Raw genomic sequence first — 21,952 nt, 5'->3', positions numbered from 1 at the left:
GTAATAAAAGTGCCTCTTTTATTAAATGCTTCGTTAGTCAAAGCGTTCCTGCTTGCTGTTGCAGAAACCTCCCCGTTTTTTCAAGAATATTACTTCACAAAGTTCTTATTTTCCTAAGTTAATACTAACATAAATACCAAATCTAAAATCCTTTTATTTACATTTATCGAATACAAACTTGTAATCAAATTTACATACTTACAATAGCTATTGTTACCTAAGATTTTTGTGTGCAAATAACCATACAATTTAAAAGCATAAAACTTATAAAAACTTTATATGGAACAAAAAAAGACTAACAAATCGGTTGCAATTTGCTAGTCAGTTTGAGTTACTTTTTTCATGTTTGCGATAGGTAATGGAACCCATTAGGCTGCAGCGGCCTTTTTTTAGTTTTTTTGTAAAAATAATTTTAAACAAGGAAATAACGTCTGCTGATCATGGGACTAGGAATTTAATTTCAGTTGATTCCATAACCTAATAAATGCTCGATAGAACTTGTCTTTTTATCTTCAAACAATTATAACAATTCCATTGCTGAAAATCGGAATAACTGTTTCGAAATTCAGCACGATGTATTAGGGAGGTGAAAAACTTGACTAGGATTGAAGAAAGTATACCATTTGACATTTATCCATTAAGTGAAACAGCAATTATCCTCCAGTTTGGAACACGTATTGATATTCATCTTCATCGAAGAGTGAAAACATTTACGGATTATCTAGAAAAATATCGGTTTGAAGGGTTCATTGAATGTGTCCCTGCATTTTCAAGTGTGACAGTCTATTATGATCCGATTCGAGTGCTGCAATCTGAAAAGAACGGAGGTCATTCGTTATCGAAAAACAGGTCAGCCTATGACATCGTTTGCTTACATATGAAAAAGATGGTGGGAGAGCTAACAGAAATGAAAGAGGATTCTCCTAGAGAAGTTGAGATACCGGTTTGTTATGGGGGGGAATTTGGTCCCGACTTAGAATTTGTCGGCAAGCATAACAATCTTACGCCTAATGAAGTGATCAAGATTCATTCAAGTGGAGAATACCTTGTTTACATGATTGGATTTGCTCCAGGGTTTCCTTATTTAGGTGGGATGTCGGAAAAGATTGCAGCCCCACGTCGCTCGAGTCCAAGGGAGTCTATTGCAAAAGGCTCAGTAGGAATAGCAGGGGGTCAAACGGGTGTTTACCCGATTTCAACCCCTGGTGGCTGGCAATTAATTGGACGAACTCCAGTAGAATTGTTTTGCCCTAATGATACAATCCCTTCTCTCTTACAGACAGGTGATGTCATTCGGTTTAAGCCGATTTCTCTAGAAGAGTACAACGAGTATAAGGAGGGTGTGAAATGAGTATAAAAATTAATCGCCCAGGTTTACTAACGACGATACAGGATTTAGGGAGAGTTGGGTTTCAAAAATATGGTGTAATTGTGAGTGGAGCAATGGACTCGTATGCCCTTCGAATTGCCAATTTGCTTATAGGCAATGAAGAAGGAGAAGCGGCTATCGAAATCACGTTAACAGGGCCAACTGTGGAGTTTGAACAGGATGCACTGATTGCGATTACTGGTGGGGACATGTCTCCGACCATTGAAAAGGTTCCCGTCCCATTATACAAGCCGGTATATGTAAGAAAAGGGAGTGTTCTTCAGTTCGGGCCATGTCTCTCTGGGTGCCGAGCGTATCTGGCTATCGCCGGTGGTTTGGATATAGAAGAAGTCATGGGAAGTCGAAGCACCTACCTCCGTGCCGGGATTGGTGGATACAAAGGACGCCCATTAAAAGCTGGAGATGAGCTAGCCATTAACACGCCCGGGCAGCAATCAGCACGGTTGATCGAGGATTTATCTACATCAAGCAATGGACCATTTTCGACCACTTCCTGGAGGGTCACAACAAACTTTCTTAAGCCAGTTTCAGTCAATACGATCCGGGTACTTTCAGGTTCTTATTATGAACGGTTTACCCCTGAGAGTAGACGTTCATTTTTTGGCCAAACATTTAAAGTGACCCCACAATCAGATCGCATGGGGTATCGTCTATCAGGTCCATCACTGCAACTCTCCGAATCCTTTGAAATGATTTCAGATGCGGTGGCTTTAGGTACGATACAAGTACCCTCTGATGGAAATCCAATTGTTTTATTAGCCGACAGACAAACGACAGGCGGGTACCCGCGGATTGGTCAAGTGGTGTCTGTTGATATTTCGCTCATGGCCCAATTAAAACCAGGTGATAGTTGCCGTTTTAAAGAGGTAACTGTACAGGAAGCGGAACAGCTTTATCTGAAACGAGAACATGAATTAAATGAGTTGCGTACAGGCGTAATGTTTAAATTTTAAGAAGTATCAGGTGTCGGTATGTCAAACGTACAAGAATACTTCTGATGGATACGGAAAAGTTCTAAGTGTTTCATAGAGTTGACAACGGTATTATTTTTGTTTTTGCACGAGTTTCACCTCTCCCCCCTGATGGAAAAATTGTTAATACAAAATAAAATTGACCTATTTCGCACAAAGTACAATTAAGAAGTATGATCCTTGAAAAATGTTTCCTTAATTTTTCCTAAAACAAGAGGTGATTTCTAGGTGAGTCCTTAAAGCTGTGGTACTAACAGGAAATCATATTGTATATTCGAAAGGGTGAAACAACATGAAAGAGAATACAATGGATGAGCGACAACGAATGACACCGAAGGAACGATTAAGTGCCATGACGGGTGCTGCCTTTTTGATGGCAACGTCCGCGATTGGACCAGGTTTCTTAACGCAAACGGCTGTTTTTACAGAACAACTCCTAGCTAGTTTCGCTTTTATTATCCTTGCATCCATCATTTTGGACATTGGGGCGCAAGTGAATATCTGGCGAATCATCGCCGTTTCAAAAATGAGAGGACAAGAAATCGCAAATGCTGTGTTTCCTGGATTAGGGTATGTGGTGGCGTTTTTCATTGTCCTTGGTGGACTAGCCTTTAATATTGGGAACGTTGCTGGTGGTGGTTTAGGGGTCAACGCATTACTCGGTTTCGATCCGAGAGTCGGTGCTGTCATGACCGGTATTATTTGTATTATCATTTTTTCCCTTAAAGAAGCGAATGCTGCGATGGACAAGATCGTTCGCTATTTAGGAGCATTAATGATTTTATTAACGACGTATGTGATGTTTGTCAGCAGGCCTCCTTATGGTGAAGCGGCTCTTCGTACGATTGTTCCACTGGAAATCGACTTTTTGGCAATTATCACGATTGTTGGTGGTACGGTTGGTGGATACATTACATTTGCAGGTGGACATAGATTATTAGATGCAGGTATTTCCGGAAAAGAAAGTGTACGTCAAGTCACCAATACGGCGGTATCTGGAATTATCGTTGCGTCAATCATGAGGTATATTTTATTTTTAGCAGTGTTAGGAGTTGTTTCAGCAGGGTTTGCCTTAAATGCTGATAACCCGACAGCTTCGGTGTTCCAAATTGCTGCTGGAGAAATTGGATATCGAATTTTTGGTTTAGTCCTATGGGCAGCTGGAATCACCTCTGTTATCGGGGCAGCTTATACGTCTGTTTCATTTTTAACAACGTTCCATTCAAGCATCCAAAAGCACCAACGTTATTGGGTGATTGGATTTATTGTCTTTTCCACGATTGTCTTTGCACTGATTGGCCGTCCGGTTACGTTATTAATTTTAGCAGGTGCCTTTAATGGACTTATTTTACCTTTAACATTGGGATGTATCTTATTAGCCGCTAATCGTGCAAAAATTGTTGGTGATTACAAGCATCCTGTTTGGATGACAGTGTTTGGAGCGATTGTTGTTTTGTTAACCGCCTATTTAGGCGTTCGTACACTACTTCAAATGATTCCACAATTATTCTAAGAAAAATGTGTAGGTGATAGGAATGAAATCCGTTGATTTGAATTGTGACTTAGGAGAAAGCTTTGGCTCGTTTGTTGTAGGACAGGATGAACTGATCTTAAAGCATATTACGTCAGCTAATATTGCGGGTGGTTATCATGCGGGTGATCATAATGTGATGGCAAAAACAGTTCATTTAGCAAAAGAAAATGGAGTAAGCATAGGGGCACACCCGGGGTTCCCTGATTTACTCGGGTTTGGAAGACGTAACATTCAAACCGACCCAGAGGATATTTACAACTTTGTGATCTATCAAATTAGTGCCCTGAAAGGATTTTGTGAGCTCAATGATGTTCCATTACATCATGTAAAACCTCATGGTGCATTGTTTAATATGTCGTCTCAGGATCCTGTGATGGCTGAAGCCATAGCTCAAGCCATTTATGATACGGTGTTAAGGAATATAAAAGAACCGCCCTCTTCAAATAGAAGGGCGGATTCTTTTTAGGTAATGAGGCTCATGGATGTTATTTATCCTAACTGCTATGAACCACAAGATGTCCTAATTCCTTCGAGCATGCAACTTTCACACCGTCAATATATACAGCTAACCCTGTTCCCATGTTGTACTGAAGGCCGTGCTTATCATAAATGATTGTGATGTCCTTACCATGGTAATACAAACGGTCTAAACAGAAATACTCCCATTCTTCAGGGACGAGTGGATTCACCTCAAAGTTACCATCTTCTTTTATACGGAACCCGATGAGGCCTGTAATGATTAGATCGTTAAATGTGGAATGGTTGTAATCCTTTCCTCGTTCAAGGCCTCCTTTGTTTTCTGGCCAACCCCATTCCTCCAATATCCGTCTGGACAGCCATTCTCCTGTAAAAGGATCAATGTTTTCATCCAACCAGGATACCGAACTACCGTCAGCTTTTATACGGTAATGACATTTGGCGTAAGTGCTTAATATGTTCCAGTAATCTTCCTTATTAATCACTTGCTGTTCGTAATCGTTTAATACGTTAGCCATTGCCGTTAACGTCTGAGATGTGGCGAATGGCCAAGATGGTCCATTCCACAGACATTCGTGTTCATAGGAAAACATGAAACGAGAATGACGTTGTTCTGCGGTTGTGGGACCGTATGGAGCATAGAAACCATTAGTATCCAATAACTGTGTCCAAGCTCGTTCGTAACCGGAGTCTGGAAGGTGAAAAGCCCAAGGAATATATCCAAGTTGCTCCCTGACGTTATAAGCTGGGTCAATCTTTTGGAAATCCCAATGTTTTACCATGTCCTTTGAGTTTTTCAGTGGAATGACCTTGAAAAACTGCGCCTGATCGTCCCATAGATGCTTTTGGACAAGCTGTTTTAACTGATTCGCTTTTTCCTTAAACCTTTTGCTCGACTCAACGTCGCCTACTAGGCGTGCAATGTTGGCAATCGCCATTGCATCGGCGTACATATAGGAATTCAGAGTTGGTCTTAGACCAGATCCGCTAATGGAAATCTCCATCGCATCGCGGTCGTCAATTGACCAAAATAACCCACTTTCGTTCCGATTGCTTTTCTCCCACTCTGTGTAGTTGTGGATCATATCTGGTAGTAAATCAATTGCTAGCTGGAAGTCACCATCTACTTTGCAATAATTCCACACCGCATCAGCTATCCAACAGCTATAAGAGCGAAGACTTCCGTTTCCTTTAAACCAAAACAGGATATAATCTCTTAAAATGTCTTGACGGTTTCGCAACCAGCGACCTTCATTTAGATGATGTCCTACAGCACAGTTGATTGTGTTATGCATGCCGGCCCAAGGTACGGAGGGATGAAACTCAGTAATCACAAATCCGTCAGGAGTTAGCTTAATATGTTTTCGATACACCCACCAGCGAAAATAATAAGTCTCTTCCAGGTAAGAATTAGGACAATGGAAAAGAGGAATCTGATCACGGAGCCAGTCCCAGGCTGTGGCATTATCAACATGCTGGATTACAGTTTCTTCGTCATGCCTGTTAAACGTTTCGAAATGTATTTTAAAAGTTTCTGGAGCTAACAACATTATACAATCTCTACCTTTCTGCGTATTCTTTCAATCAAAAACATCAAAATAATAACCTTACAAAATAGTATTATAACGTTTATAATAAGTAGAAAATATAAGGGAATACAACCTAATTATTATAAAATTTCACACTAATATATTTTGAACAGAGAGGGATGATCTACATCAGCACAACTAATCACCTTTCCATCTTTTCGCCACCGTTACCTTATTATTTGGAATGCGGCAAAGTGTCCTACTTTCCGGGAGAACAGCACCCGGATCGAAATCGTATTGGTGTCTTCGATTTGCTGGTAGTCGTGAGCGGTAAACTTTATATAGGAGAAGAAGATCAGAACTGGGAGGTTTCTCCGGGTCAAATGCTCATATTGTGTCCGGATAAGTATCATTATGGAGTAAATCCATGTGATGATGAGACTTGCTTTTATTGGCTACATTTTAAAGAGGCATCCCGGCCGGAGGAACACGACACTTCTTCTTCTGTATTGAATTTTAAAGAGAAGGTCCAGTGGAGCAGACCAGAATCATATCACATCATACTACCTAAATATGAGGATCTAATTGAATCAATGCAGGTATACGCTTTAATACAACGGTTAATCGAACTTTCTACTGAACATCGAAGTCAGGCGTTCTGGCAGGAACAACAGTTGTTTGTGGATTTAGTAAAAATTATTGAGAATATTCAGAAGGCCGAGGTTATTTCACCTGCCGTTCAGCTTGCAGAGAAGACTGAAGCTTATATCAAAAGGCACTATCGTTCGCAAATAAGTAACAGAGATCTATCAGAGGCTTTGCATTTTCACCCCAATTATATCACTCGGTGTATGCAGGAGGTTTTTAATTGCACCCCACTTGCCTACCTTCACCAATATCGACTGGACCAAGCTAAACTTCTTTTGATCAAGACAGATTGGACAATCTCCCGAATTGCAGATTATGTCGGATTTCAATACTCTCCGTATTTTTCAAGTTGCTTTAAGAAACAAGAGGGAATCTCACCATTACAGTTCCGTAATCAGTATGTAAAGTAAAGAAAATTTCAAGAGACAGGGGGACAGGTACCTTGTCCCTCTTGTCCCTTCAAAACCTAAAACAAATAAACGGCCTTAGCCCTATGGAATATGGAGCTAAAGCCGCTTAGGTCACTTTTTTATAATTCGGGAAGTGACAGTCATGCCATACGGGGCCGTATTTTTTTCCAAACAAGAATTCTTAATAACATACTAATTTCTTAGGCTCAGGGTAGTGCTTATTAATAATTATTCATTCTTCATTTTTAAGTCATTTTCCAAATGGCATCACTGATACATAATTCATTCTGTAAGGATATATGGAACTTTTAGGTGATATTTTTTCATCCAGAAAGTATCCTCATCAAATAGGTTATCTAAAACCTTTATTGCGTAATTAATAGCTTCTTCTACATCTTCATACTTTCAACCATAGTCCTCAATAATTTCATCCATTGTCATTCCATCTCTTAAACATGCTAGGATTAACGATACCTGAATTCGAGTACCTTTTACCATAGGCATACCTCCAAGGATAAAAGGACCATATTGACGAAAATATTATTTTCAGAAAATTTCTTCAAGTATTTTTTCCCAGCCATATTTACCATCTAATCAATTTCTGAATGTTGGCTCTATATTCTCATTTTACATGAGATTATTACATCGACTAATGACCTAAAGCTGGGCTACTTCTCCAAGAAACTTCCAATTCAGCTCTCCCCATTGGGTTAATTTATATATATGAATAATTTACCATCGTATTTTATTATTGTCATTACGTTTGAACCTAAACCATTATAAGATTTTCATTTTTTAGATTGAATTTACTAAAAATATATAGGCAATACAGAACAACGCATGTTCAATTATAAGTGAAAATCGCACAAAACTATAATTACTTATTGATGTAAAAATGTGTTTCTCCCCAAAACTAGTATCTGTTCCTTATACCCCAACAGCAGTCTTAACATTCGATTAGAGTAATTCATTTCTTGTCTCAACCCTTTTGTGGTCATACTTGGATTGAAAGCTAATAACCTTTGTATTCTGGTTGTCTCATTTAATACGATCAATAACACTTTTGGAAATCCCTGTTACTCTTGAAATCTGACGAATGGATACTCCCTTAAGTTTTTTAACTTGGGTTAGAATCTCATTCCGTTTTTCCTTGTTCATCTGCTGTAGCATACTATTGCTAGTAACGCCTAACTTTCGAAAATACTCTCTAACCTGATCATCAGAAAGCTTTACTCTTTGGGTTAAATCCAAACACTGATCCTCATTATCTTCTTGCATGTAGACGATGAATCTTTCTATTGCCGATTTTCTATCTTGAGAAAATAAATTCAATCCTCTATCAATATCGGTTATTTCTCCTTTATGCAAATACTCATAGATACTAGTCCACTTACTATCCCAAACGCTATTCACCAGTCCTGCCTTTAGGGGATTTTGATGAATATACCTCAGTGCTGTTATAAAATAAGCATCGCTTTCAACATTCTCACTCTTAAACCTCTCCTGAAACAAATGGCCACAACGATTATTTTTCCTATTGTACCAATACACATAACTGGAGCTAATTCTCTTCAAGGCCGTTGACAAAGGCTCTTGCCTTTCCTTCACTAGTAGATGAACATGATTATCCATTAAACAGTAACCGTACAGTTCAAAGCCACTTATTTTTTTATACTTTGCTAGAGCCTCTATAAATTTGTTCTTATCCTCATCATCCTCAAAAATAGTTTGTCTATTTATACCTCTAAGCATAATATGATAGACACCTGTATAGCTCTTTTTTCTTGCTTTTCTTGGCATATAATGTTCACCTCATCACAACTTTTTATACAAAACGGTAAATCAATGATTTACTATTAGAAAGTTATATTTGTAAGGGGATTATGTAGTAGCTAAATTAGCGAAAAGGCATATAGGTGAGGTGCCCGAGAATATAGACTTTGAATAGATAAAAACGGGTGTATAGGGGGAAAGAACAGGGACGTGGAATGAGCTGTCCCCCTGTTCCTTTAGTAATGTAATTGTCGCAATCCAAATGCTTCGGAGAGTGTTTCATTGGAAATTCTATCCTCTCCTTTTGAGTCTGCGATTGTTCGTGCTAGACGGATAATCTTAATTTGTACGCGATTACTATAACCCTTTTTAATGGATACACACTGCAATTGATGCTGCTGTTCACTCGTAAGAGGATGTTTCGCGATAAGTTGCTCAAATTGGAATCCTCCGCTCTTTAAACCAATACTAGTGATTTTTGCCGACATGGTACTGCTCCTCCATTTTATATTAATTTAAGGTATGAAAAGGAAAATTGATGTAGGGAGTAAGTTGTAAAGAAATGTTAAGTATTCCCACGTGGAGAAGAGATTCTTTTCATTATATTAATGAGGGAAAAAATCAAAATGAATAATGAGATATTTTAAAGTGGTTGTGAATGGTGTAATTTAGTAGTATGTACGAGGGTAGTAGATTTAAACAAACTTCTACTTTATTATAAACGGTTGATTTAGTATTGTCGACTTTTACATCGTCCTGTCTCTTTCATTACCAAAAGAACAATAAAAATAAATAACTACCAGGATGAGTTCCGTTAACCTTAATCACTTAAGAGATTCAAAATGAGATATAGAAAAGGAAAGATTATTAGGGATATACAATAGATAGATTACTATTCCTCACCATGAGCAACAACTTTGAAAAAACCAATACTCCCTTACCCTCTTACATAACAAGCAGGGACAAGGTACCTGTCCCCCTTGTCCCCCGTCCCTTCTCATTTAAATAATTTAAATAATTTTCTCTAAAGCAAAAGAAACCCCGTCTTCCAGATTGGATTTAGTAACAAAATGAGCTGCTTCTTTTACTGCTTGAGGAGAATTAGCCATGGCTATTGCAAGTCCTGCATTCTCAAACATCGTTAAATCATTAAAGCTATTTCCCATTACCATGACCTCATATGGGGCCAGGTCGAGCATGTCCATAATATATCGAAGTGCCTTTCCTTTGGAAACTTCTAGGTTCATTACGTCTAAAAAAATATCGTCAGAACGAGTTATATAGAGTTCATTCTCATATTTTTTTGCTAAGTGTTCAAACGCTCCATTTATCCTTTTAGGAAGATCAGAAAAAATTAATTTAGTTAGGCTCTTCTCTCCCACAAATGAATCAATAAGGGTTGCATTTACCTTTTCCAAATTCCAATGAAGTTTAACCATTTTTTCATCAAAGGTAAGTACTTCATTTTCCCCATAAAGACTTATGGAGTAATTCTCAGACCTGCCAAATTCTATAATTTCCCTTGACAACTCTAGTGGTAAAAAAGAGGTGAAATGAAGCTTTTCTGTGATTGGGCACTTAATGACGGCTCCATTTGCTGCTATAACAGGTAAAGTAAGCTTTAAATCTCTCACATATGGTAAGATAGATTCAAATGGCCTACCACTTGCTAAAATAAAATCTATCCCTTTTTTCTTGAAGGAATGAATGGATTCCTTATTCTTATCTGAAACGCTATGATCATTAGTTAAGAGGGTTCCATCCATATCTAGCACTACTAGCTTATAGCTCATAAATACATACCCCACAGTTCCTAACATAGTTACATGATTACCTTGATTAAAACGCTACAAAACCTAATGTAGCAATCAGAACACCTACTCCTCCACATATAACGGGAGTATTAACTAGAAGAGCTGTCTTATTAGCTACTTCCTCCGTAATCCCCCAACACCCCTGTATTACATTTTTTCACCCAACTTAGATTAATAAATATTATAGATCCACTTTTAGGGTGTTAGTAATACTTTAATAGACTCTATACTTTCAGCCCTTTTAAATGCTTCAGCAAAATCTTCTAATTTATAGCTATCGGTGACAATCCCTTCCGCCGTAACAAGTTTACGTTCAAATAAATCAATGGCAATTGGATACGTATATGGTCCTAAGTGCGATCCTCTTACATCTAATTCTTTCCTGTCTCCAATGACACTCCAATCGGTAGTAACATCTTGTCCGAATACACTAAACTCAACAAACCTACCTAACTTCCTAATCATTTCAAGTCCTTGTGTAACTCCAACTGGCGACCCTGTTGCTTCAATATACACATCGCAGCCATACCCATCTGTTAAATCCTTAACTAGCTTTACTGCATTTTCTTTTAAAGGATTAATACAAATATCGGCACCAAGCTTTTTTGATAATGCTAATCTGTTTTCATCTGTATCTAAGACAACCAACTTCTTCGGTGTTTTAAGAGCAATTAACTGGATCATACATAGCCCTAATGGACCTGCCCCTGCCATTACAACAACATCTTCAAATTCGATTGTTGCCCTTTGAACCGTATGAATGGCGCATGCCATAGGTTCTATTATACTAGCTTCCTCATGAGACAAGCTTTCAGATATTTTATGGATTTTAGATGTCTTGCTAAACTTCATATATTCTGCCATTCCACCTTCGGCAACATCTTTTTGGAATCCGTAAATATTATGAACCTCGCACATATAATAATTTCCAGTCTCACAAAACTTACATTTTCCACAAGGGTTAATCTGGTCTGCAGTTACTCTATCGCCAATCTTCAGGTCGAATTTCTCTGCAGCTCCCTCCCCTAATTCAGCCACAACACCGTAGAACTCATGTCCTGGAATAACAGGTGGTTTTAACCAAGGATCGTCTCCTCCCCAGTACATTTTTGACCCATAATATGCTTTCACATCACTTCCACAAATACCGCATGCTTCCACTTTAATAACCACTTCTTCTTTACCAGCCTTTGGTGTTGCCACTTCCTCAACTCGATAGTCTTCTGGACCATGACAAACAACCGCCTTCATACGTTCTGGTAACCTACTCATTCAAATCCTCTCCCTGTAATTTTTATATTTTTTAGTAGTAAACCTCAAAGTATTGAACAGTAAATCTAATCTTTTTGTCTCCAGCTACTATAGTAAATAGCTCCAATAATGATTACACCTTTTAATACTAGTTGGACATACGGTGATACCCCCATTAAGTTCAGGCCGTTACTTAATACACCAATGAGCATAGCGCCTAATAACGTACCAAAAATATGCCCCCTTCCTCCTGCTATGGCCGTACCACCTAGCACTACTGCTGCAATAGCATCTAATTCGAAACCAACCCCTGCCATCGGTTGACCAGAGGCTAGACGTGAAGTTAAGATCATTCCCGCAATAGCCGCAGTAACACCACTAATTAGATAGGCTAAAATTTTGTACCTTTTTACCTTCACTCCAGATAAGCGAGCTGCTTCTTCATTTCCACCAATAGCATATATATATCTTCCAATTGGCAAGTGGTTTAATATAATGTAAGCAAGAATATATACAATAATCATGATTAGTACAGGCATAGGAATAATTCCAAAAGCATAGCCTCTTCCAATAAACGTAAAAGACTGTGGTAATCCTGAAAGAGGGTAACCACCAGTATATAAAAGTGCTAACCCTCTCGATGCTTCCATCATTGCTAAGGTAACAATAATCGCTGGGATTTTAGCATACGCTACTAACATACCATTGATATATCCAATTACTGTTCCTAGTGCAATCCCAATTAACACCGCATAAACTGGTGGAATTCCTACTAAAAGCATCATCCCAGCCATAATAGTTCCCGTAAAAGCCATTACGGAACCTACTGATAAATCGATTCCTCCAGTTAAAATGACAAACGTCATACCTACGGCCAAAATAGCATTAATGGAGATCTGTCTAGCTACATTTGTTAAGTTGGAAGCCGTAAAAAATTGGTCATTAATAATTGTCATAATTACACATAGCAATAAAAAGGCTACAAGTATGAGGACTTCTTGATTTTCAAATAAATCCTTAATCTTTGCCATTGTCTTATTCTTCGTTGTTAAGGTAGTTTCTGTATTTAGATTACTCACTTGCCAACACCTCCTGTTGCATAATACATAACTTCCTCTGATGTTGTTTCTTTAACATCTAATTGAGAAATGACTTTCCCTTTGTGCATGACAAGAACTCTATCACTCATGCCTAATATCTCAGGAAGTTCAGAAGATATCATAATGATGGATAGCCCTTGTTCCGCTAAAACTCTCATTAATTTATAAATTTCTTCTTTAGCCCCAATATCGATTCCCCTAGTTGGCTCATCAAAAATTAAAATATTACATTCTGTGTTTAGCCATTTAGCAAGGACTACTTTTTGTTGATTACCGCCACTAAGATGCTTTACTTTTTGCCACATAGTAGGAGTTTTAATAAGGAGATCTTTTATTGATTTATTTACAAGGCTTTCCTCTTTTTTGCGACTCAAAAAGCCTGCTTTACTAGATATCTTATTTAATATGGGTAAGGTAATGTTGTTTTTTACGGTCATCCCTAGAATTAAACCTTGTGTCTTTCTACTTTCTGGAATTAAGCCTATACCATGTGTTAACGCTTCTGTTGGAGATTTAATCGTTGCTCTCTTTCCGTTTATATATACTTCCTTTTCATCTGTAGTATCTGCTCCAATTAATGCCCTAACCGTTTCTGTTCTCCCTGCACCAACTAATCCTGCTATACCTAGGATTTCTCCCTTTTTTAAAGAGAAACTTACGTCTTTGACAACGGAATTAGTTAATTTCTTTACATCTAATAGAATTTCTTCTTTCTTCTTCTCCCAACTTGTTCGATCGGGATAGGTATTCGTAATCTCTCTTCCTACCATCATTTTTACAATATCCTGCTTTGTACAACCTTCTACACTCCTTGTTCCTACCCATTCTCCGTCTCGCAAACAGGTAAAGCGGTCACACATAGCTAATATCTCTTCTAAATGGTGGGAAATATATATAATTGTTACTCCACTTTTTTTCAACATTTCGATTAACTCAAATAGTTTATCAATTTCTTTTCCAGTTAAACTTGCCGTAGGTTCATCAAATATCAATACTTTTGTATCGATAGCAATTGCCTTCGCAATTTCAATAAACTGCTGGTTAGCAACACTTAATAGAGTTATTGGTTTGCTAAGGTCAATGTTTGCATTTAACCTTTCCATTACTTTTTCTGCTTCTGTCTTCATCCGCTTTTTATCAAGTAATCCGTTTTTTTTTCGAAGCTCTCGTCCAAGAAAAATATTTTCAAATCCATTTAAATAGGGAATTAAACTAAATTCTTGGTGAATAATACTTATCCCTACTTCTTGTGCATCCTTTGGACTCTTGAATACAACTTCTTTTCCATTTAAGTAAATCTTTCCTTTACTAGGATCCTGTACTCCCGATAGGATCTTCATTAGAGTGGATTTACCTGCACCGTTTTCCCCAACTAAAGCGTGTATTTCTCCTCGCCGAATATTAAAGCTAACGTCATTTAGGGCTTTTACTCCTGGAAATTCTCTCGTAATATTTTTTATCTCTAATATATTTTCCACTAGCATCCCCTTCTTCCTGTTACTCTGTTGTATTTGTGATAGCGCTCCTTTTTTACTAGGAGCGCTCCGATGACGCTTACCAGCTAAAGTTTGCTGCGTTTTCAATTGTTTGTAATTCTACATCAATAGGTACAGTTTCTGGAACAACTTCTGCTCCCCATAGCTTAGCAAGGGCCATCCCTAAACCTATTCTTACTTGGTCTCTTGGAAATTGTGCTGTGGTTGCTTTAAATACTCCACCATCTAAAATAGCTTCGATTACTTCCGGGTGTCCATCCACACTGTATAACCAAACGTCACGGCCCGTAGCTTCAATCGCACCAAGTGCTCCTAATGCACCGCCGTCATTCACACTAAAAATTGCATCTAAATCTGCATTCGCTTGTAACATATTTTCTGTAACATCCATTGCAACACTTCTATCCTGTCTTCCATTTTGAATATCTACAATTTCAATTCCTGGATATTCTTCCACAGCATCTTTGAAGCCCTCAACTCTTTCTAGAATAGGTACTACCGGTATTCCATCTAAGATTGCAACCTTACCACTTCCACCTAAATCTTCCGCCATCTTCTTACCAGCTAAATATCCAGCATCGTAGTTTCTAGATCCTACAAAGGAGTCGATTGGCCCGCTCGCTTGAGCATCAACAGCAACTACAATGACACCAGCTTCTTTTGCTGCAAGAACCGCTGTTTCAATTCCATCACTATCTGCAGGGTTTACTAGTAAAATATCTATACCTTGTTGAACCATATCAGCAATATCATTTGTTTGTTTGTTTACATCATGTCTGGCATCTGTAACAATTGATCTTGCACCAATGGATTCTGCTGCTTCTTCAAATGCTTCCTTCATTGTAATAAAATATGGATTATTCATATCCTGAAAAGCCATTCCGATTACTAATTCCTTTTGTCCCTCTTCCTGTTGATTTGCGTTAGTTTCACTATCTTGGTTTCCGCAAGCAAATAAAATAGTAGACATTAAGACTAAAAGAAAAGCTAAGTATTTTTTCATGATAATTCCCCCAATTTGTAATTTTAGTTTTAAAATCTTTTAATACATATTGTTTTACTTCCCACAACCTAGTAATCGCTTTCAATCACTTCCTAAAAGAATATGGTTGGGAAACCAAACACACAGATGCTGTTCCGTTTTGCTTTTCCTCTTTCTTCCTGCTTTCCAATTTACCTTTTCAACATCTATGTTAATGTTTTTTTAACTTATACTCACCCCTTTCAGTAGCTTGTTGTTTTCTTACAGAAAAGTTGTCTGGTAGATACAAAAAATGAGTGCCTCATTTACGAAATTCATCATGTTTAAAATAAACATAATAAAATACGTAAACAAGGCACTCATAGCCATGAAGATTTCATACCAGCCATTAGTATAAAATCCCCTAATATTTAATTGATATTAGAAAATAAGTTTACATTTGTTCAAGATAATATGCTATTAAAAGCCTGCCATAAGCTTTCGTTAGCAGTTCTTTAAATTGAAATATTCTGTTAATTGTATTATAGTATCTTATTTTTTAAACGTCAAGCATAGATTTTAATTTTTTCGTTCCGTTCAACTTTTATGTTAATTACTGCTGCTTCTGACTGGTTGTTGCTGACAGTGCTTCCATCTAATCAACATTCTTTCCCATTCGTACCTTCCCTACTGTTGAAATAAAGAATCTGCTTTAATTAGATCTTTAGCTACATCTACTAGTTTTTGGTTATTATCCCTGCTCATTTTCTGCAGTCTTTTCATAGCTTCAGGTTCCTTCAGTTTCATCCTATCCATTAGTATTCCCTTTGCCTTTTCAATATGCTTTCTTGCATCAAGGGCTTTTTTAGTATCCTGTAACTCATCCTGTAATCTTTTAAATTCTTCAAACCTAGCTGAAGTAATCTCTATAGCAATTTTTATATCTTTAAAATCTATGGGTTTTACTAAATAATAAAGTACCCCTTCCTCTGTAGCCCTCTTAATTAAGTTTTCATCATAATATCCACTAACAATAATGCTAGGAATAAATAATGTTTCATTTATATTTTTTATAACTTCAAGCCCGTCAAGGATCGGCATATTAATATCTGTTATAACAATGTCTGGTTTTTTCTTTATTGCTAATTCAACAGCACTCTTACCATCTGTTGCTTCTGCTATAACCACATGCCCCAGCTCCTCAATATTAGCCCTTAAACCTAACAAGCATAAGTATTCATCTTCAGCAATTAAAACCCTTAATTTTTTTTTCATATTCTCCACTCCAATTTTCTTTGCTAAATACTATGCTCCAAAATCTCATTAATCACTTTAAATTAATAATGTAAAAAAATCTTATCTATATGAAAAGTAATAAATACACTTGTACCATCTTTATGGAAAAACTTCATTTCTCCTTTAAATTCATTTCTTACAATAGAATGTAAAATGGATAAACCAAGGCTATCCAATTTATTTACATCAAAATCTTCTGGAAGTCCATTTCCATTATCATTAACCGTTATACAAACCAATTCTTGTATGCGTTTACATTTTATGTGGATAACACCTTCCGTTAAATGATCAAAAGCATGTTTAAGGCAGTTGGTTACTAACTCATTGATTATCAAGGCAATGGAAGAAGCTTTACTATATGGAATAAAAATATCATCTAGATCTAAATAAATAGATATATCAGGATCCACATGGTTAAAGTTTACGATGGCTTCAATAATCTCTCTAACGTTTATGATACTTCTTCCTAACCTTTCTTTCGATAACAAGTCATGAACAGCAGCGATACTTTTAACTCTGCTAATAATATTGTCTAACGTGTCTGTAATGGATTTTTCTGAATTCTTTTTAACAAATTGTTTTTGTAAGGTCATCAATCCAACTATGGATTGGAGGTTATTTTTTATCCTATGATGGCTCTCTTGCAAAAGGGCTGACCTTCCCATCAGTCTAGTACTATCAATCGCTATAGCCGCATGACGGGCCAATGCAGATAAATATTTCACTTCCTCTTTAGAGTAAACATAAAAGTTTTCATAGTAAATTTGAATCAAACCTGTTACTTGCGATCGAATTAAAACTGGAACACATATAATCGTTTTTACATTATTGTTTTTTTCAAAGAGTGTGTTAAAATCTTTTTCATTTTGATTCACATAATAAATATCATTTTCATGCGCAATATTAATTATAGCATCTTTCTTTAACTGTGTTTGCAGATGTTTCTTTTTTTTGAATTCATAATTATCAATAATAGACCCTGTACTCTCGTCAATTAAATAAATGTTGGAACCATCTGAATTTAATATATTGGTGGCTTCTCTAGCAACAAGTAATAGTATATCCTTCAATTCATACTCCGAAGTTAAGAACTCTGAAGCTTTATAGACAGCTTCCAAAACATGCTGTAAATCGTCTTCCCTGTCCTTTTCTGCGCCTTTATGTTTATAGTTTCCCATTGCCTTTAAAAGTCGTTCAGGATCTTTTTGGGCCGTCGTTACCGACATTTCATCTGTTATTTTTCCTTTTGATAATATAGTAATTCGGTCTGCTAGTTTTAGCGCTTCTTCCCATTGCTTTGTAATATAAAGGATGCTGCATCCATCCTCTTTATATTGCTTGATTATTTTATACACCTTTGCGGCGTTCTTTGCTGATAATCCGTCCATTGGCTCATGCATAATAATCACTTCCGGTTTATTTAGAAGAACACCAGCTAAATAAACAATTCTTTTATTCTCATTCGATAAACTTTTCACCTTTGTTTTCCAATTAATCTGAAAGTCAAGCTCCTCTATAATTGATTTCGCATTTCTCTTTACCCTTCGCCAATTTATAAAAGGAAGAAACTTTATCTGAGGGATATTTGTTAATGATAAGTTCTCAGCAACGGAGAAGTTATTAATTAACAAAGGTTTTTGATGCAATAGAGCTATGTTATTTTCCGTAATTTTTCGTCTATCGAGCATTTTCCCTTTAAAAATAACTTTCCCCTTTATATTCCTTTTCTGTTCTAATAAATTAAAATACTCCATCAGGAGATTTTGCTCTGAACTGTTTTTGATAATCAATGCATGAATTTCTTGATATCCCAAATTTAAATGTAAATTATTAAATTTTCCATCTGTATTACTATAGGTTATATCATGAAATTCAAGAATATTCCCATACAATTGAATCCCCCCATCACACAGTAATTCTTTCTAATATCATAAACGAAATTAATTTAATATGAAATGTTTAATTTTTTTCAATAGTTCAATAGATGCTTTTTGAACCGATGAAAAAATTTCTATCTCATATTACTCAAGAAATAAAAAGAAACTTCTCTTAAGTTTGGTCAACTTAGGAGAAGCCTCCACTATTCAATGTTAGCATTTCACTCTCACCTTACTACCTAGCCCACTCATATCAAGGGTTTTAGGATCATTACATCATGCCGCCCCTAAGGTGAGAGTGTGTAATATCTTTAACGCTGTGTGTGAAAAGTGCGGTATATTAAGGTTTTGCTAATTTCTTAATGTACATCTCCACCTAAATTTTACCGTTTTTTGGTATTTAAAGCTCTAAGTCTATCGATAAAACCTATCTCAAAAATCGGGTGGTGACAGGGACTCAAACCCCATCCTAGTAGTTTAAATCTATTTCTTCAAAGTCCCTTATATCCAAATTCTCTACGTTAGCTATAAATATCTTTGTTCCTCTACTAAAGCTCACTAAAGGAAATGAGCCATCATAAGGGCTTTTGAGAAACTCAAAAGCTTTTACTTCATCTTCTGCTATATCTACTATTAATAATTTTGAATTAGGATTAGTTTTTCTTTGGTACCCTTTGACTTCGTTGTTTTTATAAACATCTATAACATCTTTTAAATCTGAGTTTGGTCGAACACCTGTCTCCGTTAAAATATACTCTTGTAATAAAGAATAACTATACCTCAGTCCTATAAGCTTTTCTTGTTTAAAGATAAAACGAATAGGATGATATTCTACACTACTGTCATAATACAAACGGTTATTAGTTGAATTAGCTTGCCAAACAGGTTCATCTGGCTCCCCAAGAGTATTTATAACCTCTTCTAGATGAACTCCTAATGATAACTCACTTGCTTTTCTTACGATTTCCTCATTACGTTTTAGTGTTCTAGAATATTCACTTTCTTCCACAACTAAAACTCGTTCTCCTGTTTCTTCATCAATTATAAAAGAAAATTCATCTTCCACAACTTCATCCGTTTGATTACTTTCTAAAGTTTCTTTATTGTTCATTTTTTGGTTTTCATTATTATTAGGAGGTTCAATAAAACGATTACTATCATTTTCAACTGATTCTCCATATTCTTTCTCTCCAATTTGACGAAGCACGTCTGCCATATCATCGTTACCATTTCTTAAAGCAATCTCTAATGCCTCCATCAAATAATGAGCAGCAATTTCATAACGTGTGATGTACTGAAAATGACTAACCTTATGTTGAATAACAGATTGAATAAGGGTTTCACCTAGCAAAAATGAACGATTGGATTCGTTAAGCTTGTGATAATCTAAGCCTAAATCCTGTGAAATTGCACCTAATAACGTTTCTGCAATGATTCCAATTGCTTGATTCGCTATATAAATTTCTTCTATATTACCTTTACTATTTACATAGAACATCAATGACTTATCTAACTGATTATCAAACAAAGCAATAGCTACCTCATCCATTTTCTCATCAAATGTAATTATTTCTATATCATTAACTTGCTCATATAACCGATAAATCTTATCTGCTGAATCTCCTACAGCAATATCTTTTTTTGTAGAAAAGGAAGGATCACTTGTTTTAATCACTCCTACAACCTGCTCTTGTATGTAGTAAATTGTATCCCCATATCGGTATAAGTCAAAAGTACCGAATGGAGTTAAACGATTACTTTGTATTTCCTTTGTTTCACCAAGCAGTTCAACCATTTGTTGCTTTGAATCCCCAACGGTTATTAATTTAGAGGTTGTTATATCACTACTGCTCTTCTTAGTTGATGTATCTCCACAACCAGCAAGAAAGATAACTAGTATTAACACTGTTAATAATATTTTCATAATTTAATTTCCCTCTTTAATTGTGTTTATTACTTCTTTCATTGACTATTTGCAACGAACTGTAATATTTTATTTTCCTCTTTATGTATTGGACCTATAAAGTCATTCACAATTTCTCCATTATGAATCAAAAATACTGCTGGAATTGGACTAACTCCATATAATTCAGTTATTTTTAAATTTTCATCTACTACGACTGTAAAATCTATTTGGTGTTCTCTTAAATAGTTATCTACTACCCTTTTCTCTTCATTAACATTAATGGCAATAATCTCTAACCCTTTATTTTTATAATCTTGATAGAGATTATTTAAAAATGGAAAATCCCTTTCATGTGTAGGATTATACGTGCCCCAAAAATATAAGATTATATTCTTATTTTGAAAATCTGCTAAATTAATATTATTCCCATACAAATCTTTCCCCTCAAAAAAAGTTGCTTTACTAATGCTAATGGACTCCTCCATTTCTTGAGGCTGAGATTCATTAATATAGAATTGATTGGTATTTGATATATTTGAGCCCAAATAGCTTGGGTTCTGATAATATTCGTTTATTTCTTTTTGCAAATGATAAAGACTTATTGCTGCAATCCCTAAAATAAGGATAGTACTTGCAATAATTCCACCGAAAAGGCCCCATAAGCTTGTACCACCCTTATATAATAGGGCATTTTGAATATCTCGAGGTGAATGATACCTCTTTTCAATCTCTGTAATCTTAACTTTTGCATGATTATAGTACAGGCGATTAGCAAATCCACCGACTATTAGAAGAATAATAGGGGTTGATAAGTACATCAATAAATTAATTAAAGCATGATCAACTGTAAATACAAAAGCTGTTACAGCAATTTCATAAAGAAACAAACAAAACATATAAAAATACATTTTTCGATAACCTAGCCAAAGAAAACCTAAAAACATTGCTGACCAGTTAAAACCCCATTTTACAATACGATCATCTTCAAATTGCCATTTATAAAAGTAATATTCCTGATTACTACCAACAAACCTTTCCAATTTTACCCGTTCTGTTAAATCATCTGAAGAAGTACTCTCCACTGTCGCAGCAACTATATTGAACTGTTCACCGCAAGATTGACAGAAGTTTGCTTTATCAGAATTTTGAGTACCACAATTTGTACAATACACTGTTGTTACACATCCTTATATAAAAAATTATATATTTATTGCGAGGGACAAGGGGACAGGAACCTTGTCCCTTTCTTTTTTGGATGGCTAGAGTATGAGCTGACCCCCTTCCACAGAACGCTTATCCCTTCAAACGGTTTTTAGGCGATGAACCTTTCCATTTCTAGTTTTCTATCAAGAGAAAATAAATTCAATGCTCTATCATTATCGGTTATTATTCCTTTAGCCTTCTAATCTAACCACAGAACATCAGAACCTAGTCGAGTTGTCAAATGCTCTCCTTGACTGGTCACCTAAGTTCCGAGATACTCCAAAATAATGAACAATAGAAAGGGAGTCTTGTCCCA

General features: G+C 36.2%; 17 protein-coding genes and 1 pseudogene. 5 read left to right on the top strand and 13 right to left on the bottom strand.

Features of this window, described 5'->3' with window-relative positions; all coding sequences use genetic code 11:
• The first annotated feature begins 595 nt into the window (after nt 1-595).
• From pxpB to J2S74_RS01020, 4 genes and pseudogenes are all read left to right on the top strand, one after another.
• On the top strand, nt 596-1,351 hold the full coding sequence (pxpB, locus tag J2S74_RS01035) for a 5-oxoprolinase subunit PxpB (RefSeq protein WP_307320723.1): 756 nt from the start codon (nt 596-598) through the stop codon (nt 1,349-1,351).
• A complete protein-coding gene (locus tag J2S74_RS01030) occupies nt 1,348-2,343 on the top strand; it encodes a 5-oxoprolinase subunit C family protein (protein WP_307320720.1) in 996 nt (331 codons plus the stop codon). Before pxpB ends, J2S74_RS01030 begins: the two co-directional genes overlap by 4 nt.
• Before the next feature lie 343 nt (nt 2,344-2,686).
• A complete protein-coding gene (locus tag J2S74_RS01025) occupies nt 2,687-3,874 on the top strand; it encodes an NRAMP family divalent metal transporter (RefSeq protein ID WP_370875928.1) in 1,188 nt (395 codons plus the stop codon).
• Nucleotides 3,875-3,896: 22 nt separating this feature from the next.
• Nucleotides 3,897-4,301, top strand: a pseudogene (locus J2S74_RS01020) (LamB/YcsF family protein); the annotation flags it as partial.
• Between the two features lie 88 nt (nt 4,302-4,389).
• On the opposite strand, the gene J2S74_RS01015 reads toward J2S74_RS01020, so the two are convergent.
• Complete coding sequence (locus J2S74_RS01015; protein ID WP_307320716.1) at nt 4,390-5,922, bottom strand: MGH1-like glycoside hydrolase domain-containing protein; 1,533 nt, start codon at nt 5,920-5,922, stop codon at nt 4,390-4,392.
• A 233-nt stretch (nt 5,923-6,155) separates the two neighbouring features.
• On the opposite strand from J2S74_RS01015, the gene J2S74_RS01010 reads away from it, so the two are divergent.
• On the top strand, nt 6,156-6,959 hold the full coding sequence (locus tag J2S74_RS01010) for an AraC family transcriptional regulator (protein ID WP_307320714.1): 804 nt from the start codon (nt 6,156-6,158) through the stop codon (nt 6,957-6,959).
• A gap of 405 nt (nt 6,960-7,364) precedes the next feature.
• Here J2S74_RS01010 and J2S74_RS01005 read toward each other — a convergent pair whose 3' ends face one another.
• The 12 genes from J2S74_RS01005 to J2S74_RS00950 form a co-directional block, all read right to left on the bottom strand.
• Nucleotides 7,365-7,475, bottom strand: a complete 111-nt coding sequence (locus J2S74_RS01005) for a DUF433 domain-containing protein (protein WP_307321415.1) — start codon at nt 7,473-7,475, stop codon at nt 7,365-7,367.
• 522 nt (nt 7,476-7,997) lie between these two features.
• Nucleotides 7,998-8,759, bottom strand: a complete 762-nt coding sequence (locus J2S74_RS01000) for a transposase (RefSeq protein ID WP_307320713.1) — start codon at nt 8,757-8,759, stop codon at nt 7,998-8,000.
• Nucleotides 8,760-8,968: 209 nt separating this feature from the next.
• Nucleotides 8,969-9,220: a magnesium chelatase subunit ChlI family protein gene (locus tag J2S74_RS00995; RefSeq protein WP_307320712.1), complete on the bottom strand. Its 252-nt coding sequence runs from the start codon at nt 9,218-9,220 to the stop codon at nt 8,969-8,971.
• 522 nt (nt 9,221-9,742) lie between these two features.
• Nucleotides 9,743-10,525 carry a Cof-type HAD-IIB family hydrolase gene (locus tag J2S74_RS00990; protein WP_307320710.1) on the bottom strand — a complete coding sequence of 261 codons (783 nt, stop codon included), beginning with the start codon at nt 10,523-10,525 and terminating at the stop codon, nt 9,743-9,745.
• A 216-nt stretch (nt 10,526-10,741) separates the two neighbouring features.
• Nucleotides 10,742-11,818, bottom strand: a complete 1,077-nt coding sequence (locus tag J2S74_RS00985; protein ID WP_307320708.1) for an alcohol dehydrogenase catalytic domain-containing protein — start codon at nt 11,816-11,818, stop codon at nt 10,742-10,744.
• A 65-nt stretch (nt 11,819-11,883) separates the two neighbouring features.
• Nucleotides 11,884-12,828: an ABC transporter permease gene (locus J2S74_RS00980; RefSeq protein ID WP_307321411.1), complete on the bottom strand. Its 945-nt coding sequence runs from the start codon at nt 12,826-12,828 to the stop codon at nt 11,884-11,886.
• A 44-nt stretch (nt 12,829-12,872) separates the two neighbouring features.
• On the bottom strand, nt 12,873-14,375 hold the full coding sequence (locus J2S74_RS00975) for a sugar ABC transporter ATP-binding protein (RefSeq protein WP_370875914.1): 1,503 nt from the start codon (nt 14,373-14,375) through the stop codon (nt 12,873-12,875).
• A gap of 76 nt (nt 14,376-14,451) precedes the next feature.
• Nucleotides 14,452-15,396: an ABC transporter substrate-binding protein gene (locus J2S74_RS00970; protein WP_307320703.1), complete on the bottom strand. Its 945-nt coding sequence runs from the start codon at nt 15,394-15,396 to the stop codon at nt 14,452-14,454.
• 645 nt (nt 15,397-16,041) lie between these two features.
• Nucleotides 16,042-16,629 carry an ANTAR domain-containing response regulator gene (locus J2S74_RS00965; RefSeq protein ID WP_307320700.1) on the bottom strand — a complete coding sequence of 196 codons (588 nt, stop codon included), beginning with the start codon at nt 16,627-16,629 and terminating at the stop codon, nt 16,042-16,044.
• A 62-nt stretch (nt 16,630-16,691) separates the two neighbouring features.
• Entirely contained in the window at nt 16,692-18,542 is a 1,851-nt protein-coding gene (locus J2S74_RS00960) for a histidine kinase dimerization/phosphoacceptor domain -containing protein (protein ID WP_307320697.1), read from the bottom strand.
• 454 nt (nt 18,543-18,996) lie between these two features.
• Nucleotides 18,997-20,451, bottom strand: coding sequence for a hypothetical protein (locus J2S74_RS00955; RefSeq protein WP_307320694.1), 1,455 nt, complete (start codon nt 20,449-20,451; stop codon nt 18,997-18,999).
• A 38-nt stretch (nt 20,452-20,489) separates the two neighbouring features.
• A complete protein-coding gene (locus J2S74_RS00950; RefSeq protein ID WP_307320691.1) occupies nt 20,490-21,605 on the bottom strand; it encodes a redoxin domain-containing protein in 1,116 nt (371 codons plus the stop codon).
• Nucleotides 21,606-21,952: the final 347 nt, after the last annotated feature.

Source organism: Evansella vedderi (genome assembly GCF_030813435.1).
Taxonomy (GTDB): domain Bacteria; phylum Bacillota; class Bacilli; order Bacillales; family Salisediminibacteriaceae; genus Evansella; species Evansella vedderi.
Note: the sequence above shows the minus strand (reverse complement) of the source record. Positions and strands in the feature narration are given on the sequence as shown.